This window comes from Pimelobacter simplex (assembly GCF_900114845.1).
GTDB classification, from domain to species: Bacteria; Actinomycetota; Actinomycetes; order Propionibacteriales; family Nocardioidaceae; genus Nocardioides; species Nocardioides simplex.
In genome coordinates this window covers 896,365-909,087 of record NZ_FOUK01000002.1, presented here as the reverse complement: position 1 = coordinate 909,087, position 12,723 = coordinate 896,365, and the positions used below count along the sequence as shown (strand labels likewise).

Sequence of the window (12,723 nt, the reverse complement as noted above, 5' to 3'; positions counted from 1 at the left end):
GCAAGCCTAACCAAAGAACAGAGCGGAGCATCCTGGTGCGCACGACCCGTCATCTCGGCCGTCTCGGAGTGGCCCTCACCCTGGCGGCGGCCCTGGCCCTGTCCGCCTGCGGCAGCGAGGACGACGCCCCGGGCACGTCCGGCGCGGAGACCCGCACCGTCACGTCGGCCTACGGCGACGTCGAGGTGCCCGCGCGGCCCGAGCGGGTCGTCGCCCTCAGCTACGACACGCCCTGGCAGCTGCAGTCCCTCGACGTGAAGCCGGTCGCCACCCAGGACTACGGCAAGTGGATCGACTCGTTCACCACCGAGCAGCAGGCGTTCGTCAAGGGCGTCGCGACGATCGGCTCGTTCGGCGAGACCAACTACGACGCCATCGTCAAGGCCGACCCTGACGTGATCGTCGGTGACGCCTACGAGATCGACGAGAAGTCGTACCGGCGGCTCTCCGAGATCGCCCCCACCGTGATCGTCGAGGGCAGCTCCCGCGGCGACTGGAAGGCGATCGTCGCCGGGCTCGCCGAGGCGACCGGTGCCGGCGAGGCCCTCCGCGAGCGCGAGGAGGCGTACGACGCCAAGGTGGCCGGGCTCAAGGAGAAGTACGCCGACCAGCTCGCCCTGAGGTGGGCCGCGGTCTCCGTCGGCGACGCCGAGGCCGAGTTCTCCGTGCTCTACCCGACGGGCACCACGGGTGCCCTCCTCGAGGAGCTGGGCGCGGTGGCTGCCCCCGGCATCCCCGACGCCGCGCCCGAGCCGGGCTACGCGAGCTACTCCCTCGAGCGTCTCGACGCGATCCTCACCACCGCTGACGTCGTCGTCGCCCCGGCCGACGCCGACGGGACCGCGTGGGAGCCGTTCGCCGCTATCAAGGGCAACGCGCTGTTCACCGCGCTGCCGGCCGCGAAGTCGGGCTCCGTGTTCGAGCTGCCCTACGGCGTCACCGACTACGACACCGCGCTGACCTTCCTCGACGCCGTGGAGACGACGATCCTGGAACCCCTCGCCGCGCGTTCGTGACCACCGGACGCACCCTCGGCGCGCTGCTGGCCGCCGTCGCCCTCGCGACGGTGGCCAGCCTGTGCCTGGGCGGCCGGGTCTTCGGACCCGTCGAGATCGGGCAGGCGCTGTGGTCGGGGGACGGCTCCGCGCACGACCAGGTGATCCGCGACCTGCGGGTCCCGCGGACGCTGGTCGGCCTGCTGGTCGGCGCCGCGCTCGGGCTGTCCGGCGCGCTGATGCAGGGGCTGACCCGCAACCCGCTCGCCGATCCGGGCATCCTCGGCGTCAACGCCGGCGCGGCGCTCGGCGTCGCCCTCGCGATCACCCAGTGGGGGATCGTCGCTCCCGGCGGGCAGGTGGGGTTCGCCCTCGCCGGGGCCGCGCTGACCACGCTCGTCGTCGCCGCGATCGGCCGCCCGCGGCGCGGCGGCGACGTCGTCACGCTCACGCTCTCCGGTGTCGCTGTCGGCGCGGTGCTGACCGGCCTCACCTCCGGCCTGGTCCTCCTGCACCCCCGGGCCTTCGACAGCATGCGCAGCTGGAACGCCGGCTCGATCACCGTGGTCGGCTACGACCGGGTGCTGGCGGTCGCGCCGTTCATCGCGGCCGGCGTGGTCCTGGCGCTCGTTCTCGGCCGCAGCATCAACGCGCTCGCGCTCGGCGACGACACGGCGCGGGCCCTCGGCGTCCGCCTGGTCCGGACCCGGGTCCTCGCCCTGGTCGCGGTCACCCTGCTGTGCGGAGCCGCGACCGCCGCGGCCGGGCCGATCGTCTTCGTCGGCCTGATGGTGCCGCACATCGTCACCGCCCTGATCGGCCCCGACCACCGCCGCGTGATGGTCTGCTCGCTGCTCGCCGGGCCGGTCCTCGTGCTCGGCTGCGACCTCCTCGGCCGGTACGTCGCCCAGCCCCGCGAGCTGCCGGTCGGCGTGGTCGCGGCCGCGGTCGGCGCCGTCCTTCTCGCCGTCGTGATCCGGAGGCGGCCGTGAACCGGGTGCTGACCGTGCGGCTCCTCGGCGGACGGATCAGCGGCCGGGTCCGGGTCCGCGGCGTGCTCGGGGCCGGCGTGCTGCTCCTCGTCGCGGCCGCGGTCGGCGTGGCCTCGCTGCCCAGCCCCGATGCCGGCGTGTCGCTCGGCGAGACCATCGACGCGCTGTCGGGCCGGGGCACGCGGGTCGCCGACCTCGTCGTCCTCGACTGGCGGATGCCGCGGGTGCTGGCCGCGCTCCTGTTCGGAGCGATGATGGGGCTCAGCGGCGCGATCTTCCAGGTCGTCACCCGCAACCCGCTCGGCTCGCCCGACGTGATCGGCTTCTCCAGCGGCGCCTACACCGGCGCGCTCGTGGCGCTCCTGGTGCTCGAGGTGGGCGGCGCCGCGGTCCCGCTCGTGGCGACCCTGGGCGGTCTGCTCACCGCGGCGGTCGTGCTCGGCCTGGCGGGGCACGAGGGACTGCGCGGCGCGCGCTTCGTCATCCTCGGCATCGCCGCGGCCGCGCTGCTCTCGTCGGTCAACACCTGGCTGGTGCTGCGGGTCACCGCGGAGGAGGGCCTGCAGGCCTCGCAGTGGGGCGTCGGCACGCTCAACGAGATCACCTGGGGCGACCTCCGGCTTGCCGCGGTGTGCGGGCTGGTGCTGCTGCCCGGCTGCCTGCTCCTGGCCCGCCCGCTCGCGCTGCACGAGCTGGGGGACGACGTGGCCGTCGCGCTAGGGGTCCCGATGCGCTCTCGGCGGGTCCTCGCCATCGCCGTCGGCGTCGCGCTGACCGCCGTCACCACGGCGGCCGCGGGACCGATCTCGTTCGTCGCCCTCGCGGCGCCCCAGCTCGCCCGGCGCGTCGTCGGCGGCTCCCCGCCCGCGCTCGTCGCGTCGGCCGCGATGGGCGCGGCCCTCCTCGCCGCATCGGACCTGCTCGCCCAGCGGGTCCTCGCCCCGACCTCGCTGCCGGTCGGGATGGTGACCGTCGTCCTCGGTGGCTGCTACCTCGCGTGGTTGCTCTCCCGGCGCCGGTGATGCCTACGGTGGGGGAGTGCGCCGCCTCCTCACCGTCCTCGCTCTCGCCCTGGGCCTCGGCCTGGGCGCCGTGCCCGCGACCGCCCGTGCTGCCGAGCCACCGCCGCTCGTCCCGGTCAGCCCACCCTCGGTCGACGGCGTCGCCCGCTACGGCCGCACCCTCGTGGCCGCGCCCGGCAGCTGGGCCCCCGGCGCCGCCCGGGTGCGCTACGAGTGGCGGCGTGAGGGGACGCCGGTCGGCACCGGCCGCCGGTACGCCGTCCAGCCGGCCGACGTGGGGCACCGGCTCACGCTCGTCGTCACCGCGTCGGCCCCCGGGTACGCCGACACCCCGGTCCAGGTCGCGACCCCACGGATCAAGCACCGGGTCGACGTGCGGCGCACGGTCCGCTACAGCGTGCGGGTCAAGGGCCGGCTCGGCCCCGGCGCCGACGTCGCGGCCTTCCGCCGTCTCGCCCAGGAGACCTACGACGACGCCCGCGGCTGGCGCGCCAAGGGCGTCCGCTTCGTCCAGGTGCGTCGCGGTGGCGCGTTCACGCTCTGGCTCTCCGAGGCCTCCCGGGTGCCCGGCTTCTCGTCGGTCTGCAGCGCCCAGTGGTCGTGCCGGGTGGGCCGCAACGTGGTGATCAACGTGGAGCGCTGGCAGCACGCGTCACCGGCCTGGAACCGGCTCGGCCGCTCGCTGCGCGACTACCGCCACATGGTCGTCAACCACGAGACCGGTCACTGGCTCGGCCGGGGCCACGCGTCCTGCCCGCGCGCCGGCGCGCTCGCCCCGGTGATGATGCAGCAGTCCAAGGGGCTGCACGGCTGCCGCGCGAACCCCTGGCCGACCCCGCGCGAGCTGCGCCGGCGCTGACTTCGGACCCGCAACCCCCGCACTTCGCGGGGCGGGTGGGTCAGCGCCAGCGGAGGTCCTGGCGGCGGTCCCAGAGGCTGCCGGGGACCGGGCCGAGGCCGAGGATCGAGAGGCTGACGTTGGCCAGCTCGCCGTTGCGGATCGGCTGGCGTGCGGCGCCGAAGCCGGGGCGGGTGCGGCCGGGGTTGGCCCGGGTCGGGTTGAGCCGGTAGAGGTCGGCGCGGGCGATCCCGGCACCCCAGACGGCGAACGGCACGCGGTAGTCCTCGCGGTTGCGCTGGTCGCTGTGCCGGGTCGTGCCGGGGATGCCGCCGTGGTCGGAGGTGAGCACCACGACGGTCGAGCTGCGCAGGGACGGCGTTCCGCGGACCTGGTTGAGCACCGAGCCGACGAGCCGGTCGACGGTGGCGACGGCGGCGAGGTAGCGCGGGCTCAGCCAGCCGTACTCGTGGCCCATCTGGTCGGGCTTGCCGAGGTGGAGGAAGGCGAACGACGGCGCCTTGCGGGCCAGGTCCTGGCGCAGCGCGCGGACCACGGCAGCGTTCTTCTCGACCTTGATCACGTTCTTGTCGACCGCCGCCGGCCAGGAGCGCTCGAAGAGCCAGAACTTCGACTTCGTCGCGTAGACCGCCGTGGTGCCGCCGCCGGCGTGGACGACGTCGAAGACCGACGACACCGGGTGCCCGGCGGCCTGCTGGACGGTCTTGGTCACCGTGTCGTCGTTCCAGGTGACGCCGTGCCCGCCGCGGCTCGCCTTGATCCGGCGTCCGGTCACCATGCTCGTGTGGTTCGGCAGGGTCACCGTCATCTCGAGCTGGGCGCGCGCGTTGAGCGTGCCGGCGCCCTGCTCGGAGATCAGCTGGTGGAGGTACGGCGTCCGGGCCCGGCCGAGCTTGTTCAGGGCGCGCGGGTTGAGCCCGTCGACGGAGATCGCGATGACGTGCTTCCCGTTGACGGCGCGCGACGTCACCTCGGGCGCGGCACCGGGGGCGGCCTGCGCCGCGGTCTGCGGCGCGGCGTGACCGGGCGCGGTCGCCGCACCGGTCAGGAGCGCCGAGAGCGTCGCGAGCAGGACGAGCACGGACCGGGTCCGGGACAGCGAGGTCACCGGCCCAGGGTACGCCGGGCCCGACGTGATCTGCGTCCCGGAATGCCGACTGCGGGCACCCCGACGCCGTAGTCTGACCGGGTGCGGCACCTGGACGACCCCCGAGCGAACGTCGACGTCGACGCCCCGATCGGGATCTTCGACTCCGGCTTCGGCGGCCTCACCGTCGCCCGCTCGGTCATCGACCAGCTGCCCCACGAGTCGATCACCTACGTCGGCGACACCGCCCGCCAGCCCTACGGCCCCAAGCCGATCGGCGAGGTCCGCGAGTACGCCCTCGAGTGCCTCGACCACCTCGTCGAGCGTGGCGTGAAGGCGCTCGTCATCGCCTGCAACTCCGCCAGCGCCGCGATGCTGCGCGACGCCCGCGAGCGCTACGACGTCCCGGTGGTCGAGGTGATCTACCCCGCCACCCGCCGCGCCGTCGCGGCCACCCGCAACGGCCGGATCGGCGTCATCTCGACGCGGGCGACCGCCGAGTCGATGGCCTACGACGACGCCTTCGCCGCCGCCCCTCAGATCTCCCTCACCACGCGGGCCTGCCCGCGCTTCGTCGACTTCGTGGAGGCGGGGGTGACCGGCGGCGACGAGCTCATCGCGGTGGCCCGCGAGTACCTCGACCCGCTCACCGAGCTGGGCATCGACACCTTGATCCTCGGCTGCACCCACTACCCGCTGCTCACCGGCGTCATCTCCTACGTGATGGGTGACGACGTCACGCTGGTGAGCAGTGCCGAGGAGTGCGCCAAGGACGTCTACCGGATGCTGGCCGACACCGGCCTCATGCGGCCGTCGGGCGAGCCGTCGTACATCTTCACGACGACGGGCTCCCCGGCGGAGTTCGAGACGATCGGGCGCCGGTTCCTCGGCCCCGAGCTGGTGGCGGCCGGACAGTTCGCAGGGGGTCTTGCATGAGTGACGACGTGGTGGCACCGGAGACGACGCGGCTGAAGATCCCCGTCGAGGGCGCCGACCACGCGGTCACCGTGACGGTGGTCGGCTGCTCGGGCTCCTACCCGGGCCCCGAGTCGCCGGCGAGCTGCTACCTCGTCCAGGCCACCGACGCGCTGCGCACGTGGAGCCTCGTGCTCGACATGGGCAACGGCGCGCTCGGCGTCCTGCAGCGCTACGTCGACCCGCTCAAGGTCGACGCCGTCTTCATCAGCCACCTCCATGCCGACCACTGCGTCGACATGACCAGCTACTACGTGCTGCGCAAGTACCACCCGACCGGCACCCAGCCGAAGATCCCGGTCTGGGGCCCCAAGGGCACCGGCAAGCGGCTGGCGAAGGCCTACGACCTGCCCCGCAAGCCCGGCATGCGCGAGGAGTTCTCGTTCCGGGTCTACGGCGACCCGGTCGAGATCGGCCCGTTCACGGTGGAGTCCTGGGAGGTCGACCACCCGGTCCCCGCCTACGGCCTGCGGGTCTCCGCGTTCGGCAAGGTCCTCGCCTACAGCGGCGACACCGGCCCCACCGACGCGCTCTACAAGATCGCCGCCGACGCCGACCTGTTCCTGTGCGAGGCGTCCTTCCGCGAGTGCGACGACAACCCGCCCAACCTGCACCTGACCGGCCTCGAGGCCGGCGAGGTCGCCACCAAGGCCCGGGCCAAGCGGCTCGTGGTGACCCACGTCCCGCCGTGGCACGACGCGCAGACCATGCTCGCCGAGGCCCAGACGTCCTACGACGGCCCGCTCGAGCTCGCCGTGCAGGGCGCGGTCTACGAGCTCTGAGCGCTCACTCCACGGGGTGCCCGGCGTCCCGGATGGTCAGCGCGATCTGCACCCGGTTGGTGGTCTCGAGCTTCTCGAAGAGCCGCGAGACGTGCCCCTTCACGGTCGGCACCGACAGGTGCAGCTCGCGCGCGATCTCGGCGTTGGACAGCCCGCGACCCACCGCGCACGCCACCTCGAGCTCGCGCTCGGTGAGCCGGTCGAGCCGGCGCTGGGCGTCGGCGGTGCGGCCGTCGCCCGACTCGGTGCGGACCCGGTCGATGAGGGTGCGGGTGACCGAGGGGGAGAGCATCGGGTCGCCGTCGGCGACCTTGCGCAGCGCGGCCACGATCTCGGCGGGCGGGGTGTCCTTGAGCAGGAAGCCGTCGGCGCCCGCGGCGAGCGCGCCCACCACGTAGTCGTCGGCGTCGAAGGTGGTCAGCACGATCACCCGCGGCGGCTGCGGATCGGCGTGGAGGACGCGGGTCGCGGCGAGCCCGTCGAGGACGGGCATCCGGATGTCCATGAGGACGACGTCGGGCGCGAGCTCACGGGCCAGCGCGACGCCGGCGCGCCCGTCGGCGGCCTCGCCGACGACAGCCAGGTCGGCCTGGCCGCCGAGCATCAGCGACAGCGCCGAGCGCACCAGCGGGTCGTCGTCGACGATGATGACGCGGATCTGCTCGCTCATGACGGGATCTCCTCCTGCTCGGCGGCCCACGGTAGCCAGGCGTGGAGCACGAAGGTCTCGGGGGTTGCCGGGTCCGCCGAGTGCTCGATCCCGTAGGTCAGCCACCCGCCGCGCAGCTCGGCCCGCTCGGTCAGCCCGACCAGGCCCAGGCCGGCGCCCGGCGTCCGGGTCGGCCCGAAGCCGAGGGCGTTGCGCAGCACCACGTCGACGCCGTCGGCGGGCGAGCCGCTGAGCGTGACCCGCAAGGTCGCCGCGCGGGCGTGCTTCGTGGCGTTGGTGATGCCCTCCTGGACGATCCGGTAGACGGTGCGGCCCACGATGTCGGGCAGCTCGCCGACGACCTGGTCGTCGTACTCGATCGCGGTGCCGGCGGCCCTGGCGTCGTCGACCAGGACGCCCAGGTCGCCGTACGTCGGCTGGGGGCCGGTGAGCGGCCCGGCGCCCTCGACCTCGCGCAGCACGCCGAGCACCTCGCGCAGGTCGCGCAGCGCCTCGTGCGCCTTGGCCTGGATGACCGTCACGCTGCTGCGCATCTCGTCGGCACTGAGGTCCTCGCGGTAGGTCAGCGCGCCGGCGTGCATCGAGATCTGCGAGATCCGGTGGGCCAGCACGTCGTGCATCTCCCGGGCGATCCGCGCGCGCTCGTTGGAGCGCGCCTGCGTCGCCCGCAGGTCGCGCTCGGCCTCCGCCGTCTCAGCGCGCTGGCGCAGCGTCCAGATGAGCTCGCGCCGCGAGCCGATGAACATGCCCCAGGCCAGGATCGCCGCGCACACCGCGACGCTCACGGTGGCCGTGAGCCACCACGGGTCGGTGTCGTGCATCGGCTGCACCCAGTAGTAGGCGAAGCCCCCGAGCAGGTTGAGGACGCCGATCCCGATGACCTGCCACCAGCGCCGCCGGGTCGCCAGCGAGACCGTCGCCAGCGTGGCGGGTCCGGCGGCGATCGAGCTGAACGGCGTCATCAGCACCGTCGCGATCGCGATCGGCACGGGCCAGCGCCGTCGGTACGCCACGAGCACGTACGACACGACCCCCAGGACCACGTCGACCCAGAACAGCAGCGGCACCTGGTCGACCTGCTCGTCGACCGCGGGCGACCAGACGAGGACGCTGATCACCAGCATGAGCGCGTAGCGCCAGACGTGGCCGTACCACCGCAGCCGCGGTTGGTAGTCGTCCGGCGTCGGCTCATCCACGACAGCGACCCTAGGGCCTCGGGGTGGGGGCGCGGCAGCATCCCGGGACCGGAGCGGCACCTACTTTGGTCGGGGCGGCTCGCGACGCGGGTTCGATGTGCAGGGGGTGGGGATCGGGCAGGCTGGAGCCATGATCACCGTTGATCGACTCACCAAGACCTACGGCGCGTACACCGCCGTGGACGACGTCAGCTTCGCCTGCCAGCCCGGCCGGGTGACCGGCTTCCTCGGCCCCAACGGCGCAGGCAAGACCACCACGATGCGGGTCATGGTCGGGCTCACCCTGCCGACCCGGGGGCAGGTCACCATCGGGGGCCTGAAGTACCACGACATCCCCAACCCCGGCCGCCACGTCGGGACGCTGCTGGACGCCTCGGCCCAGCACGTCGGGCGCACCGGCCGCGAGATCCTCACCATCGCCGCGAAGACCATGGGCCTGCCGTCCAGCCGCGTCGACGAGATGCTCGCGCTGGTCGGTCTCAACGACAACGAGTCGACGCGCCGCCTGCGCAACTACTCGCTCGGCATGAAGCAGCGCCTCGGCATCGCCCACGCGCTGCTCGGCGACCCGTCGGTCCTCATCCTCGACGAGCCGGCCAACGGTCTCGACCCGGCCGGCATCCGGTGGATGCGCGGCCTCCTCAAGGGGTACGCCGACCGCGGCGGCACGGTGCTGCTCTCCAGCCACCTGCTGCACGAGGTCGAGATGATCGCCGACGAGATGATCCTCATCGGGCACGGCAAGATCGTCGCGCAGGGCGACAAGAAGTCGCTGCTCGCCGGTGCCAACGGCTCGGCGACGACGCTGGTGACCTCCCTCGACAACGCCGCGCTCGGTGCCGCGCTCTCGCAGGGCGGCCACGGCGTCGAGCCCATGGGTGACGGCCTCAAGGTGCAGGCGACCCCGGAGCAGGTCGGCCGCGCCGCCCTGTCCGCCGGCGTCGTCCTCACCGACCTCCGGTCCGGCGGCGCCGGTCTGGAGGACCTGTTCCTCGAGCTGACCTCGGACACGGCCCGCGAGGCCGTCCCCGGCGTCGGCGCCCCGACCACCGGAGGTACCCCGGCATGAGCACCCCGACCCCCATCCCCATGCTCGACGTCTCCGGGACGCCGCGCACCCCGATCACGCGGCTGGTCGGCGTGGAGTTCCGCAAGGCGATCGACACCCGCGCCGGCTTCTGGCTGGCCACCTCGATCCTCGGCCTGGTCCTCGTCGTCCTGATGATCTTCACGCTGCTCGTCGACGGGCAGAAGGACTTCGGCGACCTGCTCAGCGTCGCCGGTGGCGTGCTCGGCTACTTCCTGCCGATCCTCGTCATCATGCTGGTGACCAGCGAGCAGTCCCAGCGCAACGGACTGGTGACCTTCACGCTCGAGCCGCAGCGCTCCCGCGTGGTCGCGGCGAAGTTCCTCGCCGGCCTCTGCCTGGCGGGCACCGTGATGGTGCTCGCGGTCATCCTCGCCGCGGCGTTCACCGTCCTCGGCGCGCTCACCGGCGAGTCGCCGTCGTGGACGATCGACGGGAACCTGCTCTTCAACGGCTTCGTGCTCGCCAACGTGATCGGCATCCTGGTCGGCTTCGCGATCTCGATGCTGGTGATGAACACCCCGGCCGGCATCGTCGCCTACTTCGCGTACAGCCTGATCCTCCCGAGTGCGGCCGGCATCCTCAGCGCACTGAGCTCCGGCTTCGAGAAGGTCGCGCCGTGGATCGAGTTCAACACCGCCCAGATGCCGCTGTTCAGCGGTGACTACCAGCCCTCGGGGCAGGAGTGGGCGCAGATCGCGACGTCCGGCTTCATCTGGCTGGTCGTGCCGCTGGCGCTGGGCCTCATGCGGCTGATGCGCATCGAGTTCAAGTAGCACCACCCCGGCGCTTCACCGAAGATTGCCGGACACGTCACCGTGGCGGAGCCTGCTGGTAGCGGGCTCCGCCACGGTTGTGTTCCGTGGGCAACGGATACCTGCGGTTCGCCGCCCTCGGCGACAGCACCACCGTCGGGCTCGGCGACCCGGTCCCCGGGGGCGGGTGGCGAGGGTGGGCCCGGCTCCTCGCGGAGTCGCTCCGGACGTCGTACGACGTCTCGTTCTGCAATGTCGCCGTGTCCGGCGCGACCGCCGGCGTGGTCCGGGAGCGGCAGCTCGACGAAGCCCTCGCGCACCGGCCGGACCTGGCCTCGCTGCTGGTCGGCGTCAACGACACGCTGCGCTCGACCTGGGACCCCGAGCGGCTGCGTGCGGACCTGCTCCACGTCGCCGGCGCGCTGACCGACGGGGGCGCGACCCTGATGACCGTGCGCTGGCACGACCACGGTGCGCTGCTGGGGCTGCCGCGGGTGCTGACCCGGCCGATGGGGGAGCGGATCGCCGTCGTCAACGAGGTGTACGACGAGCTCCACGCGGCGTACGGCGGCCTGCGGCTCGACCTCGCGCTGATGCCCGAGGTGCTCGACCGCACGTGCTGGTCGATCGACCGCTTCCACCCCTCCGAGCTGGGCCACCGCGCGCTGGCCCGGGCGTGGGCCGAGCGGCTGCAGGCGGAGGGGTACGACTTCCCGCTGCCGGGCCGCGAGCCGTGCGGCGGGTGCCCGCCGAGCTGGCGCCGCGACGTCGCCTGGATGGTGACCGAGGGGGCGCCGTGGTTCGGGCGACGGGCGCGCGACCTCGGCCCCTGGGCGGTACGACGGGCCCTCGCCGCCGCCCGCTGAGCCCCCGCTAGGTTGGGGGACATGAGCACCCGCGAGGACGGCCGCGCCGACGACGAGCTGCGCCCGATCAAGATCACCCGCAACTGGCTCGACCACCCGGCGGGGTCGGTGCTGATCGAGTTCGGCAAGACCCGCGTGCTGTGCGCGGCGTCCGCGTCCGAGGGTGTGCCGCGCTGGCGCAAGGGCTCCGGCCTGGGCTGGGTGACCGCCGAGTACGCGATGCTCCCCGCCTCGACCAACACCCGCTCCGACCGGGAGTCGGTCAAGGGCCGGATCGGTGGCCGCACCCACGAGATCAGCCGCCTGATCGGCCGCTCGCTGCGCGCCGTCATCGACTACAAGGCGCTCGGCGAGAACACCATCCAGATCGACTGCGACGTCCTCCAGGCCGACGGCGGCACGCGCACCGCCGCCATCACCGGCGCCTACGTCGCGCTCGCCGACGCCTGCGCCACGCTCGGCGTCCCCGGCGCCCTCACCGGCTCGGTCGCCGCCGTCAGCGTCGGCATCATCGACGGCGTCCCGCGCCTCGACCTGCCCTACGTCGAGGACGTCCGTGCCGAGACCGACATGAACGTCGTCATGACCGGCACCGGCTCCTTCGTCGAGGTCCAGGGCACCGCCGAGGGCGCGCCCTTCGACCGCGCCGAGCTCGACGCGCTCCTCGGCCTCGCCGAGAAGGGCTGCGCCGACCTCACCCGCCTGCAGCAGGAGGCGCTGTCGTCGTGAAGGTGCTCGTCGCCTCGCGCAACGCCAAGAAGCTCGAGGAGATGCGCCGCATCCTCGCCGAGCACATGACCACTGTCGAGGTCGTCGGCCTCGACGACGTCGCCCCCTACGACGAGCCGGTCGAGGACCAGCCCACTTTCGAGGGCAACGCCCTGGTCAAGGCCCGCGCCGGCGTCGCCGCCACCGGCCTGCCCACCCTCGCCGACGACTCCGGCATCTGCGTCGACGCCCTCAACGGCATGCCCGGCGTCCTCTCCGCCCGCTGGTCGGGCCCGCCCAAGTCCGACGACCGCAACAACACCCTCCTCCTGGCCCAGCTGGCCGACGTCCCGGACGAGCGCCGCACGGCTCACTTCGCGTGCGCCGTCGCCCTCGCCCACCCCGACGGCCGCGAGCTCGTCGTCGAGGGCCGGATGGACGGCCGCGTCGAGCGCGAGGTCCGCGGCGCCGGCGGCTTCGGGTACGACGTCCTCTTCGTCGCCGACGACCACCCCGGCCGCACCACGGCCGAGCTCTCGCGGGACGAGAAGGACGCGATCTCGCACCGCGGCAAGGCACTGCGCGAGATCGCGCCGCTGGTCGCCGACCTGCTGGGGTAGGCCACGGCGGCGATCGGTGCCGGAGGCGGGACTCGAACCCGCACACCCGAAGGCACGGCATCCTAAGTGCCGCGTGTCTGCCAGTTCCACCACTCCGGCGCTGAGCGCC

At 73.3% G+C, this 12,723-nt stretch carries 14 protein-coding genes and 1 tRNA gene; 11 read left to right on the top strand and 4 right to left on the bottom strand.

Features of this window, described 5'->3' with window-relative positions; all coding sequences use genetic code 11:
* Positions 1 to 35: 35 nt before the first annotated feature.
* The 4 genes from BM223_RS11940 to BM223_RS11925 are packed head-to-tail and all read left to right on the top strand — an operon-like array spanning position 36 to position 3,868.
* On the top strand, positions 36 to 1,016 hold the full coding sequence (locus BM223_RS11940) for an ABC transporter substrate-binding protein (RefSeq protein ID WP_158510184.1): 981 nt from the start codon (positions 36 to 38) through the stop codon (positions 1,014 to 1,016).
* Positions 1,013 to 1,987, top strand: coding sequence for a FecCD family ABC transporter permease (locus BM223_RS11935; RefSeq protein WP_038677653.1), 975 nt, complete (start codon positions 1,013 to 1,015; stop codon positions 1,985 to 1,987). The genes BM223_RS11940 and BM223_RS11935 overlap by 4 nt, the downstream gene beginning before the upstream one ends.
* Positions 1,984 to 3,009, top strand: coding sequence for a FecCD family ABC transporter permease (locus BM223_RS11930; protein WP_052138360.1), 1,026 nt, complete (start codon positions 1,984 to 1,986; stop codon positions 3,007 to 3,009). Before BM223_RS11935 ends, BM223_RS11930 begins: the two co-directional genes overlap by 4 nt.
* A gap of 16 nt (positions 3,010 to 3,025) precedes the next feature.
* Positions 3,026 to 3,868: a DUF3152 domain-containing protein gene (locus BM223_RS11925; protein WP_052138361.1), complete on the top strand. Its 843-nt coding sequence runs from the start codon at positions 3,026 to 3,028 to the stop codon at positions 3,866 to 3,868.
* A 40-nt stretch (positions 3,869 to 3,908) separates the two neighbouring features.
* Here the strand turns inward: BM223_RS11925 and BM223_RS11920 are convergent, their stop codons facing one another.
* On the bottom strand, positions 3,909 to 4,976 hold the full coding sequence (locus BM223_RS11920) for an alkaline phosphatase family protein (protein ID WP_038677655.1): 1,068 nt from the start codon (positions 4,974 to 4,976) through the stop codon (positions 3,909 to 3,911).
* A gap of 81 nt (positions 4,977 to 5,057) precedes the next feature.
* Here BM223_RS11920 and murI point away from each other — a divergent pair, with 81 nt between their 5' ends.
* Complete coding sequence (gene murI / locus BM223_RS11915; protein WP_200887091.1) at positions 5,058 to 5,891, top strand: glutamate racemase; 834 nt, start codon at positions 5,058 to 5,060, stop codon at positions 5,889 to 5,891.
* Positions 5,888 to 6,712, top strand: coding sequence for an MBL fold metallo-hydrolase (locus BM223_RS11910; RefSeq protein WP_082003589.1), 825 nt, complete (start codon positions 5,888 to 5,890; stop codon positions 6,710 to 6,712). Before murI ends, BM223_RS11910 begins: the two co-directional genes overlap by 4 nt.
* Before the next feature lie 4 nt (positions 6,713 to 6,716).
* Here the strand turns inward: BM223_RS11910 and BM223_RS11905 are convergent, their stop codons facing one another.
* Complete coding sequence (locus BM223_RS11905; RefSeq protein WP_038677657.1) at positions 6,717 to 7,382, bottom strand: response regulator; 666 nt, start codon at positions 7,380 to 7,382, stop codon at positions 6,717 to 6,719.
* The gene (locus tag BM223_RS11900; RefSeq protein ID WP_038677659.1) at positions 7,379 to 8,578 is read right to left on the bottom strand and encodes a sensor histidine kinase; all 1,200 of its coding nucleotides are present in this window, start codon (positions 8,576 to 8,578) and stop codon (positions 7,379 to 7,381) included. The genes BM223_RS11905 and BM223_RS11900 overlap by 4 nt, the downstream gene beginning before the upstream one ends.
* 130 nt (positions 8,579 to 8,708) lie before the next feature.
* Between BM223_RS11900 and BM223_RS11895 the strand changes: the two genes are divergently transcribed.
* The 5 genes from BM223_RS11895 (at position 8,709) to rdgB (ending at position 12,614) form a co-directional block, all read left to right on the top strand.
* Entirely contained in the window at positions 8,709 to 9,647 is a 939-nt protein-coding gene (locus tag BM223_RS11895) for an ABC transporter ATP-binding protein (RefSeq protein WP_052138362.1), read from the top strand.
* Entirely contained in the window at positions 9,644 to 10,441 is a 798-nt protein-coding gene (locus BM223_RS11890; RefSeq protein ID WP_038677661.1) for an ABC transporter permease, read from the top strand. Before BM223_RS11895 ends, BM223_RS11890 begins: the two co-directional genes overlap by 4 nt.
* 86 nt (positions 10,442 to 10,527) lie before the next feature.
* Positions 10,528 to 11,286, top strand: coding sequence for an SGNH/GDSL hydrolase family protein (locus BM223_RS11885; RefSeq protein ID WP_038677663.1), 759 nt, complete (start codon positions 10,528 to 10,530; stop codon positions 11,284 to 11,286).
* Positions 11,287 to 11,307: 21 nt separating this feature from the next.
* Positions 11,308 to 12,015, top strand: coding sequence for a ribonuclease PH (gene rph / locus BM223_RS11880; RefSeq protein WP_038677666.1), 708 nt, complete (start codon positions 11,308 to 11,310; stop codon positions 12,013 to 12,015).
* The gene (gene rdgB / locus BM223_RS11875; RefSeq protein ID WP_038677667.1) at positions 12,012 to 12,614 is read left to right on the top strand and encodes an RdgB/HAM1 family non-canonical purine NTP pyrophosphatase; all 603 of its coding nucleotides are present in this window, start codon (positions 12,012 to 12,014) and stop codon (positions 12,612 to 12,614) included. The genes rph and rdgB overlap by 4 nt, the downstream gene beginning before the upstream one ends.
* 17 nt (positions 12,615 to 12,631) lie before the next feature.
* Here rdgB and BM223_RS11870 read toward each other — a convergent pair.
* A tRNA-Leu gene (locus BM223_RS11870) sits at positions 12,632 to 12,713 on the bottom strand.
* Between the last annotated feature and the right edge of the window lie 10 nt (positions 12,714 to 12,723).

Bases quoted from the DNA above. Each gene is read 5' to 3' on its own strand.
- BM223_RS11905 (WP_038677657.1), bottom strand. From the start codon at position 7,382: ATGAGCGAGCAGATCCGCGTCATCATCGTCGACGACGACCCGCTGGTG.
- BM223_RS11890 (WP_038677661.1), top strand. From the start codon at position 9,644: ATGAGCACCCCGACCCCCATCCCCATGCTCGACGTCTCCGGGACGCCG.
- BM223_RS11895 (WP_052138362.1), top strand. From the start codon at position 8,709: ATGATCACCGTTGATCGACTCACCAAGACCTACGGCGCGTACACCGCC.
- BM223_RS11910 (WP_082003589.1), top strand. From the start codon at position 5,888: ATGAGTGACGACGTGGTGGCACCGGAGACGACGCGGCTGAAGATCCCC.
- rph (WP_038677666.1), top strand. From the start codon at position 11,308: ATGAGCACCCGCGAGGACGGCCGCGCCGACGACGAGCTGCGCCCGATC.